The following is a 17584-nucleotide window of genomic DNA, read 5'->3' on the forward strand; positions in this document are numbered from 1 at the left end:
ATTGCACAAAGTGGTCATATTTTGAACAAAACAATTGCAACCAGGGCCAATAAACCGATTTTGCCTTATTTGACGCTTTGCGTGAGGTGGAAAGCTGGGCTAAGTTTATAATGTTTAATATATTCCAATGCTGCCAGTCTGTTGCGCCATGAAAAGACTTTGAGCTGCTTTTTTACCTACATGAAAGAAAAAAGAGCACCCGCGAATAATGAGTAACCTGTTTCGCAAAGTCTGGAATTTTCGCGAGACCTCTCCGCTTTCTTTTCGCATGTTGGGCTATATCCTTGTGTGTAGCTCCCTGTTTACGCTGTTCGCCACAGGCATCCAGGTGTATGCGGACTATCGGAAAGACGTTTCGTTGGTCGATCAGCGCATGAACCTGATCGAAACCAGTTACCAGTCATCTCTGGCGCGCAGCCTGTGGTCCCTCGACCAGAAATTACTGCGCGTGCAAATGCAGGGCATATTGAACCTGCCTGACATCGTGCATCTGCATCTGCAAATTTATCCGGACTCGGAAATCGAGATGGGCGAGATCCCCCCGCGGATTCCGACCATCAAGCATAAAATCAAGCTACAGCATTCTTCCGACGATCTGTATGAGCTTGGAGAACTAACCATTACCGCCAGCCTTGACGATATATATCGTCAGTTGCGACAGCGTATCTTCGTCATCATGACGACCCAGGCGTTTAAGACCTTTTTTATTTCCGTACTGATTCTATGGATATTCCAGTACCTGGTGACGCGCCACCTATCCAAAATGGCGAACTACGCCCGCGGCCTCAATATTCACCAATTGGATATGCCTTTAGCCCTGGATCGCTCACAAAAAAGCGGCCAACCGCCGGATGAGCTGCAGCGGGTCACCGACGCCATCAACGAAATGCGCCTCACCCTGCTTAACGATATTGAGAAGCAAAAGCAGGACGCGGCGGAAATCCGCAAGTTGTCGCTGGCCATCGAACAAAGCCCCTCTTCCGTGCTGATCTGCGACAAGCGCTGGAAAATCACCTACGCCAACCAGAAATTCAGCCAGCTGACCGGCCACAACTTGAACTCGATCATCGGCAAGCATCCAAAAACCCTGACTCACATCAGCCCGGATGAGTCTCAGAATGAGCAGCTCTGGCACAACATCGAGATTCAGGTGGAGCGCGCCGGCATGTGGCAGGGGGAAATGCACAGCACCCGTCATGGCGGCGAGAAGTTCTGGGAGCAAGTGGTGATCACTCCCATCCGGGATACCGACGGCGAGTCGTCTCAGTATCTGATTCTGGGCGAAGACATCAGCGTACGTAAGCGCTATGAACAACAACTGCTACGACAAGCCAATTATGATCTGCTGACCGGCTTGCCAAACCGTATGCTGGCGCTGGATCGCCTCAAATTGGCGCTGGCGCAATCCCGCCGTGACAAATCACAGGTGGGCCTGATGTTCCTGGACCTGGATAACTTCAAGCACATCAACGACACCCTTGGCCACGACAATGGCGACACCCTGCTGATTGAGGCCTCGCGCCGCATCGCATCATCTCTGCGCGGCAACAGCACAGTGGCCCGTTTGGGTGGAGATGAGTTCCTGATCATTCTGCCGTCGCTGGAATCGCCCGAAGATTCCGAGCTGGTCGCTGCTCGCATCCTGCAGGCGTTTTCATCTCCCTTCCTGCTCAACAATCAGGAAATATTCGTTAGCACCAGTATCGGCATCGCCATTTATCCAACAGATAGTGAAAACTCCAGCACCTTGCTGCAACAGGCTGACGCGGCGATGTATCAGGCCAAGCACAAAGGCAAGAGCGCCTACCACCGCTTCACCCCGGATCTCAATCAGCAGTCCAGGGAGCGCCTCAAGCTGGAAACGCAATTGCGCAAAGCCATCGAGCAAGACGAATTGCTGTTGTATTACCAGCCTATCGTCGAAACCGCCAGCGGGCAGTTGGTCGGCGCAGAGGCGCTGATTCGATGGGACAACCCCTTGCTGGGACTGGTGGCGCCGGACAAATTCATTCCTCTGGCGGAGGAAACCGGGCTGATCACCTCCATCGGCGAATGGGTGCTGCATACCGCTTGTCGCGATGTGAAAAAGTGGCATGAGGACACTGGACTGAAACTGACAATCGCCGTCAATGTCTCTCCGCGTCAGTTCCGCGACCTCAAATTTATCGATACAGTGCAAAAAGCGCTGGAGGTCAACGACCTGGCGGGCGAATACCTGGAGCTGGAAATCACGGAAAGGCTGCTGCTGGATGACTCTATTGAGACCTTTGAGATCTTACACAAACTGGACGCAATGGGCGTGAAACTGTCTGTGGACGATTTCGGTACTGGTTATTCCGCGCTCAGCTATCTGAAGAGCTACCCCTTCGACTCTCTGAAGATCGACCGCTCCTTCGTCAAGGATGTTAACACCGAGGCGGAAGACGCAGCGCTGGTGACGGCGATCATCACCATGGCTCACAGCCTGGGCCTTAAAGTCATAGGCGAAGGCGTGGAAGATGCGGCGCAGATGCAGTTCCTGCGCTCCAAAGGCTGCGACTACGCACAGGGTTACTATTACAACCGGCCTGTGGCGGAGAGCGACTTTTGTAACTGGATATCGGAAAACCGGCGCGCCTACGCCACCTGAACGTCCCTTGCGCTCCCAGGCGCCAGTCGTCATCATGAGCCATACTTGAGGGGCGAGTCATCACCCCGACTTTTAGTCACCGGAAAACAAGCATCCAAGGCAGGCATGACAGGAAAACTTATTCTGGTGTTGAACAGTGGAAGTTCCTCACTCAAATTCGCCATTATCGAACCCGAGCAAGACGCTCCCCTACTCACCGGCATCGCCGAACGTCTGAGTTCCGCCGAAGCCAATTTTCGCATGCGCTGGCGTAACGAAGAAGACAGTCGCCAGCCCTGCCCCAACGCAGACCACGGCCGTATCATCGACCACCTGTTCCAGTATATGCATGAGCACGGCGTCGACGCTGCGGACCTGACAGGCGTCGGACACAGAGTCGTCCATGGCGGCGAGAGCTTTCGCGACTCAGCTATCATTGACGAGCAGGTTATCGCCAAAATTGAACAGTGCGCCAAGCTGGCTCCCTTACACAACCCAGTGAACTTGCTGGGTATCAAGGCGATTGCGCGGAAATACCCGAACTTACCGCAAGTGGCGGTGTTCGACACGTCTTTTCATCAGACCCTGCCAGATTACGCATATACTTACGCCCTCCCCTACGAGCTGTATCGGGAGCATGGTCTCAGGCGGTACGGTTTTCATGGCTCCAGCCATCGTTTTGTCGCAGGACGCGCCGCCGACCTGCTTGGCAAATCGCTGAACGATTGCAGTTTTATCAGCGCCCACCTCGGCAATGGGTGCAGCGCCGCCGCCATTAAAGGCGGCGTCTCGGTCGACACCAGTATGGGATTGACGCCGCTGGAAGGCTTGGTAATGGGATCCCGTTGCGGCGACCTCGATCCCGGCCTTGTCCTGCATTTGATGCAAACGTTGAATTACACGCCCGATCAACTGTCGCAACTGCTCAATAAGGAAAGCGGGCTACTTGGCGTCTCAGAAGTCAGCAATGATATGCGTGAACTGCTGCGCCTAGGTGATGAAGGTCATCAGCAAGCAGCCCTGGCGATCGATATCTTCTGCTACCGGCTGGCGAAAACGATCGCTGGCTACTATCTGGCGACGGCGCCGCTGGACGCTATTATTTTCACCGGGGGCATAGGCGAAAATGCTGCGCCGATACGCGCCAAGGTATGCGCCTGGCTCAAGCCCCTGGGCGTCTATTTGGATGAAGAGGCTAACCGCCGCCACGGAGAAGACCGCAAAGGACGCATTTCCAAGGACGACTCGCTAAACATTATGGTCGTTCCCACCAATGAGGAACTTCTTATCGCCCAGGACACCCTGGCGTTGATTAGGCGCCGTCAATAATCGCAATAGACGTCATCTTCTTTTCACCGCCTTAACCAAGAGGAATCATCGTGGCCAAAGTTCTCTTTATCGCCCCCGCCTCCGTCGCGGTAGGCTTGACCTCCGTCTGCCTTGGCTTAATCAGGGCCTACGACAGCGTAGGGTTGCGCGTCGCGTTTTTCAAACCATTCGCACAACCCCGCGATAATCATCATGAAACAGATCGCTCAATCATATTCACCCGGGAAAAAATGGGCCTAACTGTCCCGGACCCGATGTCCTTGCGCCACGCCCACAGCCTGATGAGCCAACAGCAAACGCCCCTGCTGATGGAACAAACCATCGCGCTATTTCACAAAGTGGATACGGAGGCCGATGTCGTCATCGTAGAAGGCGTCGCGCCTCCCCCCGGCGATGATTACTCAGCCCGTCTGAATGTTGAAGTGGCGCGCAACCTGGACGCCGAAGTCATCCTGGTCGCCGCCCCTGATGGCATGCCCCCACAAGACCTGGATGATCATCTTTCTCTCGCCTCCCGACTGTTTGCAGACCCATCCGATCCTGATGTAGTCGGTTGCGTGCTTAACAAAGTGCACGCCCCCCATGGCGACGAGCCGCCCTTCAGCGACGACGGAGATGAAGACGAAACTCCGGCCGAAAGGCATGACTATGGAAAAGAGTGCAAAGTATTCCGGCAGTCCCATTTCCGCCTCATCGCCAGCATTCCCTGGCGCGCCGACCTGGTAGCGCCCAGAACCTCAGACATTGTTGAGGAGTTGGAAGCGGAGTATTTGAACGAAGGTAAATCCAGGCAGCGCAGGGTGCTCCACACGACCGTGTGCGCCCGCACCATACCTAATATGGTTAATCGTCTGAAGCCCGGAGCCTTGATCATCACGCCTGGGGACCGAGAAGATATTTTTGTCACCAGTTGCGCCGCGGCCCTGATCGGCGTCCCTCTGGCCGGCCTACTGCTGACCGGCGGCCTCAAACCGGACCCCCGCACGCTAAAATTATGTCAGCCCGCATTGGATACAGGCCTTCCCGTACTGATCACCCGCAAAGACACTTATGTCACCGCCAGCATGGTCTCGCACATGGACACTGAAGTGCCGTTGGACGATATGGAGCGCATCGAGTCCGTCATCGCCGGCGTGTCCAGCCATATTGACCCTGAATGGCTCAAGCAATCTGTCAGCCTGCCGCGCAAACCCCGCATGTCGCCGGCGGCATTTCGCTACCAGCTGTCGAAGCGGGCGAAAGAAGCCAATAAGACGATTATTCTTCCCGAAGGCAATGAGCCGCGAACCATACAAGCCGCCACCATATGCCATGAGCGCGGCATCGCGAAATGCATTCTGGTAGGTAAGCGTCAGGAAATACTGGCGGTAGCTGAAGCCCAAGGCGTGCAATTGCCAAACGCCATTCAGATTATCGAACCCGATCAGGTCAGAGAGAAATACATTTCTCCCATGGTGGAACTGCGTAAGCACAAAGGATTGACGCCGCAAATGGCGGAAGCGCAACTGGAAGATAATGTGGTGCTGGCCACCATGATGCTGGCGCTTGGCGAAGTCGACGGCCTGGTGTCCGGCGCCGTGCATACCACCGCCAATACCGTACGCCCTGCTCTACAGCTGATAAAAGCCCGTAAAGGATGCCGTATTGTCTCTTCGGTTTTCTTCATGTGCCTGCCTGAGCAAGTGCTGGTATATGGCGATTGCGCCATTAACCCGGATCCAGACGCGCAAGAGCTCGCCGACATTGCTCTCCAATGCGCCGACTCAGCAGTCTTGTTCGGCATAGAACCTCGTGTGGCCATGCTCAGCTATAGCACCGGCGACTCCGGCTCCGGTAGCGATGTAGATAAAGTGAGAGCCGCCGCAAAACTTGCTCATGAGAAGCGTCCAGACCTGCTTTTGGATGGTCCTTTGCAATATGACGCCGCCGCCATTGAAGACGTGGCCAAAACCAAAGCCCCGGACAGCAAAGTAGCAGGCAAGGCGACCGTATTCGTGTTCCCTGACTTGAATACCGGCAACACCACCTACAAAGCAGTGCAACGCAGCGCCAATGTTATCAGCATGGGTCCGATGCTACAGGGTTTGAAGAAGCCGGTTAATGATCTGTCTCGTGGGGCGCTAGTGGAAGATATTGTCTACACCATCGCACTGACGGCTGTTCAGGCGACGCAAAATACAGAAGTGATGGAAAACTAAAACCACGTCGCCGGAACCCGGCGACGCTTATACGCAAGAAACGATATTAGCGGGATTTCTTGCGTTTCTGCTTATGCTTGAGCTTCTTAACGTGCTTCATCAAGCGCTCTTTTTTCTTCTGCTGCCGTGGCGAAAGCTTGTTCTTTCTGCCTGCAAAGGGGTTCTCACCACTACGGAACTCAAAGCGAATCGGCGTGCCGACCACTTTTAACACTTTGCGGAAAGTGTTCTCCAGATAACGCTTATAGCTGTTCGGCAGAGCGTCGGTCTGGTTGCCATGCACAATGATCAGAGGAGGATTTGAACCACCCTGGTGCGCATAGCGCAACTTGATGCGACGCCCATTGACCATTGGCGGCTGGTGCTGGGAAACCGCGTCTTCCAGCAATGTGGTCAGTTGATTGGTGGACCACTTCGCCATGGCGCTATCAAAACACTCATGCACGGACTCGTACAAATGCCCAACGCCAGTACCGTGCAAAGCGGAGATGAAGTGGATCTGCGCATACTCCACAAACCCCATGCGACGATCAATCTCACGACGCACATTGTCCTTGTCGTCCTGAGACATTCCGTCCCACTTATTGATTGCCAGAACCAATGCGCGTCCAGCTTCAATGGCGAAGCCAAGCAAATGCAAATCCTGATCAACGATGCCTTCACGAGCGTCCAGGACCAGCACGACCACATGCGCGTCCTTGATCGCCTGCAAGGTCTTCACAATGGAAAATTTTTCCACCGCCTCGCTGACATTTTTACGACGACGCACCCCTGCCGTATCTATCAGGGTGTAGCGCTCCCCCAGCCGTTCGTAGGGAATGTAGACGGAATCCCTAGTAGTGCCCGGTTGGTCGAACACGACAACGCGCTCTTCGCCCAACAAACGGTTCACCAGCGTTGACTTACCCACATTGGGGCGGCCAATGATGCCAATGCGAATACCAGAGTCTTCATCACTTTCCTGCGGCTCCTGCTCAGGAAACGGATCCAACGCCTTTTCCAACAATGAGCGCACGCCACGGTTATGCGAAGCGGCGGTGTACATGTGCTCCTGAAAACCAAGCGCAAAGAAATCCGCCGCCGCCACTTCCGGCTGCAGACCATCAATCTTGTTCACCACCAAAATGGTGGGCTTGCCGCGCACGCGCAATTCTTTGGCGATCATTTCGTCTGCTGGAGTGACGCCCGCCTGCGCGTCCACCACAAACAGCACCACGTCAGCCTCGTTCATAGCGGTGAATGACTGCCCCGCCATGGCCGCGTCTATGCCTTGCTCTTCGCCGGTAATCCCTCCGGTATCAACGACAATATAGTGTTTGCCTTCCAACTCGCCTTCGCCGTATTTGCGGTCGCGGGTCAGGCCCGGCAGGTTAGCGACAATAGCGTCACGACTGCGGGTCATGCGATTAAACAGCGTGGACTTGCCAACATTTGGCCGCCCCACGAGGGCGATTACCGGTTTCATGATCGCGGGTATCTCTAAATAAAACGGTTACAACTTTTACAAGAAGCGCGGCTTAAACCGCCGCGCATCAATATCACTTAATGTCCCAAACGCTCAAATCGCCGTCACTGCCCAGAATAATCAGGTGATTACCATAAATCAGCGGAGCGGCGTGTATGGGCTCGCCAGCGAGATGAATCCGCGCCAGCATGCGGCCATCCACTTGCGACAATATATGCACATAGCCTTCCAAATCGCCCACCGCTAAATAATTCCCCCAAACCACAGGAGAGGATAGCTCGCGATAGGACAAATCAGACTGTCGCCATATTTCCTTTTTGGAATTTCTGTCTATGGCGACCACATCTCCTTCGGTCGTGGAAACATAGATATTGGTGAATCCGATGCCTGGCGTCACATAACTGGACATAGGCATGGACCATTCTTCCTTGCCATTCATCGGACTCAGACGTGACAGCTGGCCCTGATAGGAGACTGCGAACAATGCGCCGTCCTGCACCAACACATCGCCGTCAATGTCCACAAGACGCTCAAGTTCAGTACGGCCCTTCGGCGTCGCTACACGTTGCTCCCAGTATAGCTGACCGTCGTTGACGCTGACGGCGACGACAGAGCCATTCGCCATGCCGGAAATGACGCCATCCTGCAGCAATACCGGCTTCGCGGTCCCCCTTAAAGTCAATGCTGGTTCGTTGCTGGCGAACTCCCACAGCTTCTTGCCATCTTCTACGTCATAGGCGGCCAGTTTACCGTCCAGAGTCTGTACAATGGCCTTGCCAGAACCGGATACAGCCGGGGCCAGCACTTCACTGGAAGTAGGCGCGCGCCAAAGGATTTCTCCATTTTCCCGGTTCAACGCCAACAGCTCACCGTCCAGGGTGGCGACGAAAACTCTGCGATAGTCGCCTCCTACACCGCCAACCAACGGCTCGTCCAGGTCGATATCCCACAGACGTTTACCACTTTCCAGCTCCATCGCATAGACTTCGCCATCAACATCGTTAGCGTATATTTTGTCATCAACGACAAAAGGCGCGAACTTCAAAAACTGCTCATCCTGCCCGTCACCAATAGAGCGGGACCATAAGCGCTTGAGCTCTATCTCGGGAGTGAAGGATTTTAGCTCAGCAGGATCAGGACGCACGTCGTCGCTACCGCAACCGCTCAATAACCCTGCCATAACGAAAAAAAGCGCCCCTAACGGGCGCCATTGAATTCGGAACTTCATGATAGATTTATACGTCCGCCAAATCGTTCAACTTAATCTGCAACAGTTCAGTCGGCAACTCATGCTCTTTTGCGTCCGCCAGCGCCTGCTCATAGGCCGCTTTGGCTTCCGCGCGACTTCCCTTCATCTTCAGAATATCTCCAGCGAGTTCTTGAAAGTGAGAATAAAATGCATCGCCTTTCTGTACTTTCAACGCTGCCAGCGCATCATCAAATTTCTGCTGCGCCGCCAAGACCCGCGCCAGACGCAAAGACACTACGCGCTTAAGCGCCTCGTCTTCCGTTTCTGATGCAGCTGCTTTCAATGCGGTTTCCGCACCAGTGAAATCCTTTTTCTCTACCGCTTGTTGCGCCTCAAACAACTTTGCATAAAGCGCATAGGTTGTACCTGGGTATTTAGTCTGAAGCTCAGTCGCCAGAAAAGAGATATTAGCCTGAGACTTTTCGTCATCAGAGACTTGCGCAGCGCCAGCTGCCTGCACCAGATCCTGATACATCTGCGACGCTTCTTCTTTCTTTTGCAGCTCATTCTGCTGATAAGCTTTCCAGCCAAAAATCGCAGCCAGAGCCAATCCGATGCCAATCAAGAGCGCATTGCCGTTTTCCTTCCACCAATTCTTAATGGCGGCGATTTGTTCTTCTTCTGTGCGCAATGAATCCACTTGTCTTCTCCTCAACAATAAGCATCAATAACTGTGATTAAATCATTTGTGGCGCGCGCTGGATAAATTCTTCCAGCGACAACGTTTTTTGTGCCTGATCAGTGCGAAGAGGCTTAATCGTTACTTCACGCTGATTAACTTCGTTCTCACCCAACAAAAGCGCATATGCCGCCGTACTCTTGTCCGCTTTTTTCATCTGGGCTTTAAAGCTGCCGCCTCCGCAATTCATAACAACACGGATGTTCTGCTGTAAATCTCTTAGCTGCTCAGCGACGTCGAATGCGTATGCCTCCGCGCCTTCGCCAAGCGCTGCAATAAAGAAGTCAGCACGATCCAGCAAACTGGCGGGCGTCAGACTTAAGGTTTCCAACATCAACACCAAACGCTCAACGCCCATGGCGAACCCAACTCCAGGCGTGCCTTTACCGCCCAATTGCGCAACCAGACCATCATAGCGGCCGCCTGCGCATACGGTGCCTTGCGCTCCCAGCGAATCAGTAATCCATTCAAAAACGGTTTTACCGTAATAATCTAATCCACGCACCAATTTCGGGTTCACGGTATAGCTCAAGCCAGCCCTGTCCAGAAACGCCCTAAGACCCGCAAAGTGCTGGGCGGACTCTGCATCCAGGAAGTCATTGAACAAAGGCGCATTCTTGAGAATGTCCTGGGTCTTGGCGTCTTTGCTATCCAGTATACGCAGTGGGTTACTGGAAAGCCTGCGCCGGCTATCCTCGTCTAGCTGATCCTCATATTGACCCAGATAAGAAACCAAAGCCTGTCGATATTCCGCTCTCGCTTCCGCACTACCGATGGAGTTGATGTGCAGCTGGACATGCTCAGAAAGTCCAAGCTTCTTCCATAATCTGGCAGTCATGATGATCAGTTCTGCGTCGATGTCCGGGCCGTTGAAGCCGAAGCATTCCACGCCGATTTGATGAAACTGACGATAACGGCCTTTTTGAGGCCGCTCATGACGGAACATGGGGCCGCTATACCAAAGACGGCGGGTCTGGTTAAACAGCAACCCATGCTCTTCTCCGGCGCGCACGCATCCGGCCGTTCCCTCTGGACGCAAGGTCAGACTGTCGCCGTTACGATCTTCAAAGGTGTACATTTCCTTTTCGACGATATCCGTCACTTCGCCAATAGAGCGCTTGAACAAATCTGTCTGCTCCACAATCGGCATCCTGATTTCCTCAATGCCATATTGCTCAAACAAACAACGTGCGGTTTCTTCCAGATAACGCCAGACTGGCGTTTGTTCCGGCAGCACATCGTTCATGCCCCGAATAGCCTGAATACGCGCCAAAATATTACCTCTAACTAAAATGTTTCCTGATTGCCGGATTTTGACGCTCCGACAATGTGCAAATTTGTGCTGCTGACTTAAAGGTTCACCCTTTGAGCAAGTTATGCTGCGGGGGATATTTACCCTTTTGCGATCAATACATCCAGCTCTTCTTGCTTAGCCGCGGCTTTGCTGCGGATCAACGACTCAAAGCGCTCAACCAACTCATCATTATTCAATTTGTGGTCTGGCTTTCCGCCCACATAAATCAAGTTGGATGGCGAACCACCAGTCAAGCCTACGTCCGCCTCTTTCGCTTCCCCAGGTCCATTCACAACACAACCGATGACGGCAACATCCAAGGGCGTGTTGATGTCCTCCAGCCGGCGTTCAAGTTCGTTCATAGTCTTGATCACGTCAAAGTTCTGCCTGGAGCAACTGGGACAAGCGATAAAGTTTATCCCCTTGGTGCGCAGCTTAAGGCTCTTGAGGATATCGTAGCCAACCCGAATTTCTTCAACAGGATCCGCCGCCAAGGACACACGAATCGTATCGCCAATACCATCCATCAGAAGCATTCCCAACCCAATGGCGGATTTGACGGCGCCAGAACGGAATCCGCCCGCCTCAGTAATGCCAAGGTGAAGTGGTTGCTCAATCTGTCCTGCAATCTGGCGATAAGCCGCTACCGTCATGAAAACATCAGACGCCTTCAAACTCACCTTAAAGTTCTGAAAGTCATGACGATCAAGAATGTCGATATGGCGCATTGCGGACTCCACCAAGGCTTCCGGCGTAGGTTCGCCATATTTCTTTTGTAACTCTTTCTCTAACGACCCCGCGTTAACCCCTATACGAATGGGTATGCCTTTATCTTTGGCTGCGCTGATAACCGCTTGCACGCGGTCTTCCCGGCCAATATTGCCCGGGTTGATACGAAGACAGTCGACGCCAACCTCCGCAACCCGCAACGCGATTTTGTAGTCGAAGTGAATATCCGCGACTAAAGGTAAAGTGACTCTTTGTTTGATGGCCGCAAAAGCTTCCGCCGCATCCATGGTCGGAACCGACACCCGGACAATATCCGCCCCCGCCTGCTGCAGTTTTTCGATCTGCGCTACCGTCGCATCAACATCGCAGGTCTCAGTGTTCGTCATAGATTGCACTGCGATAGGCGCATCTCCACCAACCGGCACAGCGCCGACCATAATCTGGCGCGAACGTCGCCTTTTTATCGGTGACTCAAAATGCATAAAAACAGAACCTCAACGTTCCAAGGTCATTTCAACACGGTTATTGCGTACTCGGTATTGCCCGAAATCCAGAGGCTTGCCATTAACCTCCAGTTTCACAGCATCCACCGCGCCTATAATAAAACGCAAAGGGTACTCCCCTTGAAAATCAACCACATCGCCCTGGCGGTATAAACCCACAACGCGATTGTTGCTCTTATCTCTCAAGTCAAACCAGCAGTCTCCCACAAATGTCGCCCTGACTGTCACTTTACCCACCACCGCTTGAGGCGCTGAAGATTCCAAAGCTGTCGAAGGCGCAGGGTCTACCGAAGCAGGGGCCCCTGTCGCAGTAGAGGGCGGCTCACTGACCGAAGGCTCAGCAGTGTTACTGTCTTCGGGTTGAAGAAAATCTTCGGGGGATGGCTCCTGATCATCTTCTTCACGACCTGAACCGTCCAGCGGCATTGACTCAACCTCCGGGACGGAGGTGTCTTGCTCAACAGCCGGAACAAGCGGCTCAATTACGTCACTACTACGCTCAGGAGCAACCGTAATCTCGCTTGAAGCTTCCGATTCCTGCGGGGTTGATCCAACTTTCTCTGTGGAAACCAGTTCGCGCCCCGATAGGAAGAAGTAAATGAGTCCCGCCGCTACCGCCAAAGCCAATAGTATCAGCCACAATCCGCCGCCATGCTTAGGCTTCTCCTCATAAGAGGGGGCAGGAGCTGCTCTTTCTTCAGTAAAGCCACCATCTTCCAGAGATAACTCTTGCTCCAGATCTTCGATCACCCGGTCCTCGGACAGGTTAACCAAGCGGGCGTATGCTCTGACGTACCCTTTCAAGAATACCAGTCCAGGGAGCTGACTGTGTTCGCCATCCTCGATGGCTTTCACATAACGTGGAATAACATGCAGCCGTTCGGCGGTTTCCGGTATGCTCCAGCCCAAACTCTCCCTGGCCTGACGCAATCGGCTGCCCGGTCGGTCATTAGCGGCGGGATTGGATGCGGCCTCGGACGACATATCAACTACTTCCTTTCATCGTTTTATATTCAGCGGAGTTGGGAAACATGTTCTTTAACAACAACATCAAAGATGCTTCCTCATTCAAATCCTTCTTCTCCCTGGCGATTTTTATTCCCAACGCCAAGCTTGCGGGGGAGTGCGAAGCCCCGCCTCTGCGCACTGCCTCCCAGAATGAACTATATAGTTTATCTGCCTGCGACAATCCGCCCTTATCAAAATATAAGGAAGCCAAGGCGTATACCACATCAGGTTGTCCATGCCTCAACGTCAGCGACTTCTCATAGGCTCTAATCGCGGGCTCTATTTCTCCCATTCGCAAACGAATAAGACCAATGTTACTAAACACCTGGGCCCTGCTTTCATAACTTACGTCTTCAGAAGCTCGTTCTAGCTGTTCAACTGCTTCCTTGTAACGACCTTCCTCATAAAGATAAGCCGCGTAGTAAGTACGTCCCCGAGTAAAGTTAGAGTCAGAGCGAAGCGCGGATTTAAATTGTTTCTCAGCCAGCAGTGACTCTTTCTGTCGCTGATACACCAAACCAAGAGCCGCAAGCGCCTCAGCATTATCAGACTTGATTTCTAGCGCTCGCTTCAGTTTCTGCAAGGCGCTATCCAAGTCACCCTGCTGATAATACGCCAACCCCAGTTGAACATATTGCTGAGACGCTTTTTCTTCAGACGCTTTATTGGTGTACGGCCCTGTAACAGTCGTAACGCACCCTGCAAGCACGCCGCCCAATACCATCGCCAATACTGCAGTTTTAATAGTACGCTTGACGTTTTCCATTTTTCTCAACTTAGCTATCAATTCCTGCGTTATTTTCAATGTAATAAACAGCCTTGCATCGTAGGGACCTGAAGCTATGCCTCCATCAATCTAATTAGACGGAAGCTCTGCCGTCAGGGGAAACATTAATATTTTGCAGAGGGATATATTTCTGACTTCTTCGCGTTCTGTCCTCAACCCGCCCTACCAACTGGCCGCATGCCGCATCAATATCATCGCCGCGCGTAGTTCGAATGGTCGCCACATAGCCTGCATCGCTCAACACCTTTTGGAACCTTAATGTCGCGTTTCGGGAGGGACGCTCATAACCGCTATTAGGGAACGGGTTGAATGGGATCAGGTTAATTTTACATGGTAAGTCGCGTAATAAGTCTCGCAACTCACGTGCGTGTGTTTCGCTGTCGTTTACGCCTGCAATCAAGGTGTATTCAACCGTAATGCGACGTTTATCAGAAAGTTTGCCCAGATAACGATGGCAAGCCGCCAACAACTCTTCTATTGGGTACTTTTTATTGACCGGAACCAGAACATCTCGCAACGGGTTATTTGGCGCATGCAGGGAGATTGCGAGGGAGACGTCGGTAACATCACCCAGCTTATCGAGGGCCGGGACAAGTCCGGAGGTGCTGACAGTCAAGCGGCGCTTGGAAATACCAAAGCCAAAATCGTCCATCATGACGTCGCAGGCGCGCACGACGTTGTCGAAATTCAATAAGGGCTCGCCCATTCCCATAAAGACAACGTTCGTGACGTAACGCTCTTTGGACAAGTCATAATCGCCAAAAGATCTCGCCGCAACCCACAACTGACCGATTATTTCAGCGGAACTCAGGTTACGATTGAACCCCTGCTTTCCAGTTGAACAGAAACTGCAATCCAGCGAGCATCCAATCTGGGAGGAAACGCACAATGTACCCCGGCCATTATCCGGGATATAGACAGTTTCAATACTGTTGCCGCCAGCCAATCGCATAACCCACTTACGGGTGCCGTCGGCAGAAATATCTTCATATATAACTTCAGGCACGGAAACTTCAGCTACATCTTTCAGTTTTTCCCGTAATGCCTTACTCATATTCGTCATGAGGTCAAAGTCAGATACGCCAAGATGATACATCCACTTCATCAATTGAGTGGCGCGGAATTTTTTCTCTCCCAACGACTCGAAAAAAGATTCGAGATCGGAACGATTCATTCCCAATAAGTTAATTTTAGCGTTGGCGCCTGACATGCTTTACCTCTTAAAAAGAGTGCAGCGATAATGCTGCACTCGATTAGTTGCCTCGACTGATAATTTTATATCAGCTGCGTGGGCAGATTTCGTTCTCGCTGAAGAAATAAGCTACTTCGCGCTCAGCAGACGCTGCAGAGTCAGAGCCATGCACCGCGTTTGCGTCAATAGAGGAAGCGAAATCCGCGCGAATAGTGCCTGGCTCAGCTTCTTTGGGGTTGGTTGCGCCCATAAGTTGACGGTTCAGAGCGATGGCGTTTTCACCTTCCAGCGCTTGAACAACAACAGGACCAGAAGTCATGAAAGCAACCAGATCAGGGAAGAATCCGCGCTCTTTGTGTTCAGCATAAAAGCCTTCAGCCTGCTCTTGCGACAGGTGCAGCATTTTTGCAGCCACAATACGCAGACCGGCCTTCTCAAAACGCGAATAGATTTCGCCGATTACATTTTTAGCCACTGCGTCAGGCTTGATGATTGATAGCGTACGTTCTACGGCCATCGATATGCTCTCCAAAATCAGGGTTATAACAACTTTAGGTTTATATTCTGAACAGGCGATTATACGCATGTTCCGGGGAAAGTTACACTCCGCTCCTAGCACGAAAAAGGCTTCAGTGACACAAGTGTCAAATGAGCGGCATTCGCGATAACGGACGCCAGATACTTTCAGTCTGAAATTGCATCAGGCGCATATTTAAATTTTGTTAACAAGAGCCAAGAAAGCGCTCTCGATTAAGGTCTGTGGCGTTAACCGCCCAGCTTGGCCTTCCACGCAGGAGATAATTCACGCAATTTATTCACTGCAGTAATAATGACATCCGCGGCGACATCAACATCTTCTTCTTGAGTAAAACGCCCCATAGAGATACGTAGGGAACTGAGCGCCAACTCATCCGGCACGCCAACTCCCCTCAACACATAAGAGGGCTCAAGCGAAGCGGACGTGCAAGCAGAACCTGTTGAAACCGCAAGATCTCGCATCGCCATCAACAGCGACTCGCCATCGACATATCCGAAACTGATATTCAATGTGCCCGGCAGCCTTTGGGAATCCGAGCCGTTCAGGTGGATTTCCGGCAATACAGAGAGCGCTCGCCACAATCTGTCACGCAACCCCGCCAGTCGCTCAGCCTCTCCCATCAGGCTTTGCCCAGCCAACTCAAAAGCGACGCCCATGCCAACAATTTGGTGAGTTGGCAGCGTACCGGAACGCATGCCCCGCTCATGGCCGCCACCATGGATCTGAGCATCCACGCCGACAAATGGATTTCTTCGAACGTAGAGCGCTCCTATACCTTTAGGCCCGTATATTTTATGCGCACAGCAAGACAACAGGTCGACAGGCATGGTTTTCATATCGACAACCAACTTGCCCACGGACTGCGCCGCATCCACATGAAAAAAAGCTTGATGCCCACGCAACAGCTCACCAATTGCCTGAATATCGTTAACACTACCCAGTTCGTTATTGGCGTGCATCAGGGAAACGAGAATAGTGTCGTCACGCAATGCATCCTTAACTGACTGCGGACTGACGACGCCATCTTTGCCCGGTTTCAGATAAGTCACGTCGTAACCCTGCTTTTCCAGATAGGCGCAGGGATCCAGCACAGCCTTGTGCTCTATGGCGCTGGTAATGATATGGCGGCCTTTTTCAGCGTAACGACTCGCCACGCCTTTAATAGCGAGGTTATCCGCTTCTGTCGCACCAGAAGTCCAAACAATCTCCCGAGGATCGGCGCCAATCAGGTCCGCCACTTGGCGACGCCCTTTTTCCACCATCTCTTCTGCACGCCAGCCGTAAATATGCGAACGGGACGCCGGGTTGGCGAAGACGCCATCCAACGTCAAGCAATTGCTCATCGCCTCAGCGACTCTGGGGTCCACCGGCGTAGTGGCGGCATAGTCGAGATATATAGGTTTCTTCATTATTTCAATTATCCATATCCAAGTACTTCAGCGCTCCCCGCGCCTGCATCACCAATGACGCGAGAGAAACCAGGTTAGCCGATATCGACCAAAGAAATACCTGTTTCGCCCGCTCGTTTTCTTTCAGCCTGCCTCTCAGCAATTTCTTGCACAGCCCGACTGGAGACCAACTCCTCCAGGCTGATACTACTGAGGTAATCGTGAATACGCTCACTGAGATCCTGCCACAAGTGGTGGGTTAGACAGATTTCACCGCCCTGACAGTCCCCTTTTCGCCCACATCTCGTCGCATCAATAGATTCGTTAACCGCTTCAATAATGTCAGCTACCGCCGTCTCACCGAGTGGACGCGCCAACTTATAACCACCGCCGGGCCCTCTGACACTGGACACCAGACGATTACGCCTTAATTTGGCGAACAATTGCTCAAGATATGAAAGCGAGATGCCCTGACGCGCCGAGATATCCGCCAGACTAACAGGACCGCTATCACCGTGCAGCGCCAAATCCAGCATGGCGGTCACCGCATAGCGGCCTTTGGTGGTCAAGCGCATGATCAAACCCCTAATTAATTTAGGGCATTATGAAATGACCCT

14 protein-coding genes are annotated in these 17584 nt (G+C 52.6%); 3 read left to right on the top strand and 11 right to left on the bottom strand.

The window, feature by feature from the left end; genetic code table 11:
- Positions 1–208: 208 nt before the first annotated feature.
- From O5O45_RS15290 to pta, 3 genes are all read left to right on the top strand, one after another.
- On the top strand, positions 209–2629 hold the full coding sequence (locus O5O45_RS15290; protein WP_305906068.1) for a bifunctional diguanylate cyclase/phosphodiesterase: 2421 nt from the start codon (positions 209–211) through the stop codon (positions 2627–2629).
- Between the two features lie 105 nt (positions 2630–2734).
- Positions 2735–3937 (top strand): acetate/propionate family kinase, encoded by a 1203-nt coding sequence (locus tag O5O45_RS15295; RefSeq protein WP_305906069.1) that lies wholly within the window; start codon positions 2735–2737, stop codon positions 3935–3937.
- Positions 3938–3987: 50 nt separating this feature from the next.
- Entirely contained in the window at positions 3988–6135 is a 2148-nt protein-coding gene (pta, locus tag O5O45_RS15300; RefSeq protein ID WP_305906070.1) for a phosphate acetyltransferase, read from the top strand.
- A 46-nt stretch (positions 6136–6181) separates the two neighbouring features.
- Here the strand turns inward: pta and der are convergent, their stop codons facing one another.
- The 11 genes from der to iscR all read right to left on the bottom strand — a co-directional run bounded on the left by der (position 6182) and on the right by iscR (position 17542).
- Positions 6182–7600: a ribosome biogenesis GTPase Der gene (der, locus tag O5O45_RS15305; protein ID WP_305906071.1), complete on the bottom strand. Its 1419-nt coding sequence runs from the start codon at positions 7598–7600 to the stop codon at positions 6182–6184.
- A 73-nt stretch (positions 7601–7673) separates the two neighbouring features.
- The gene (bamB, locus tag O5O45_RS15310; protein WP_305906072.1) at positions 7674–8828 is read right to left on the bottom strand and encodes an outer membrane protein assembly factor BamB; all 1155 of its coding nucleotides are present in this window, start codon (positions 8826–8828) and stop codon (positions 7674–7676) included.
- 7 nt (positions 8829–8835) lie between these two features.
- Positions 8836–9489 carry a YfgM family protein gene (locus tag O5O45_RS15315; RefSeq protein WP_305906073.1) on the bottom strand — a complete coding sequence of 218 codons (654 nt, stop codon included), beginning with the start codon at positions 9487–9489 and terminating at the stop codon, positions 8836–8838.
- A gap of 37 nt (positions 9490–9526) precedes the next feature.
- Complete coding sequence (hisS, locus tag O5O45_RS15320; protein ID WP_305906208.1) at positions 9527–10804, bottom strand: histidine--tRNA ligase; 1278 nt, start codon at positions 10802–10804, stop codon at positions 9527–9529.
- Positions 10805–10920: 116 nt separating this feature from the next.
- Positions 10921–12033, bottom strand: a complete 1113-nt coding sequence (gene ispG, locus O5O45_RS15325) for a flavodoxin-dependent (E)-4-hydroxy-3-methylbut-2-enyl-diphosphate synthase (protein WP_305906074.1) — start codon at positions 12031–12033, stop codon at positions 10921–10923.
- Positions 12034–12045: 12 nt separating this feature from the next.
- The gene (locus tag O5O45_RS15330; RefSeq protein ID WP_305906075.1) at positions 12046–13038 is read right to left on the bottom strand and encodes a RodZ domain-containing protein; all 993 of its coding nucleotides are present in this window, start codon (positions 13036–13038) and stop codon (positions 12046–12048) included.
- A gap of 1 nt (position 13039) precedes the next feature.
- Complete coding sequence (gene pilW / locus O5O45_RS15335) at positions 13040–13867, bottom strand: type IV pilus biogenesis/stability protein PilW (RefSeq protein ID WP_305906076.1); 828 nt, start codon at positions 13865–13867, stop codon at positions 13040–13042.
- Positions 13868–13922: 55 nt separating this feature from the next.
- On the bottom strand, positions 13923–15059 hold the full coding sequence (gene rlmN, locus O5O45_RS15340; protein ID WP_305906077.1) for a dual-specificity RNA methyltransferase RlmN: 1137 nt from the start codon (positions 15057–15059) through the stop codon (positions 13923–13925).
- A gap of 70 nt (positions 15060–15129) precedes the next feature.
- Entirely contained in the window at positions 15130–15558 is a 429-nt protein-coding gene (gene ndk / locus O5O45_RS15345) for a nucleoside-diphosphate kinase (RefSeq protein WP_011398231.1), read from the bottom strand.
- 248 nt (positions 15559–15806) lie between these two features.
- On the bottom strand, positions 15807–16988 hold the full coding sequence (locus tag O5O45_RS15350) for an IscS subfamily cysteine desulfurase (protein WP_305906078.1): 1182 nt from the start codon (positions 16986–16988) through the stop codon (positions 15807–15809).
- 74 nt (positions 16989–17062) lie between these two features.
- On the bottom strand, positions 17063–17542 hold the full coding sequence (gene iscR, locus O5O45_RS15355) for a Fe-S cluster assembly transcriptional regulator IscR (protein ID WP_305906079.1): 480 nt from the start codon (positions 17540–17542) through the stop codon (positions 17063–17065).
- Positions 17543–17584 lie beyond the last annotated feature (42 nt).

Origin of the sequence: Hahella sp. HNIBRBA332 (assembly GCF_030719035.1) — a bacterium.
Lineage (GTDB): Bacteria > Pseudomonadota > Gammaproteobacteria > Pseudomonadales > Oleiphilaceae > Hahella.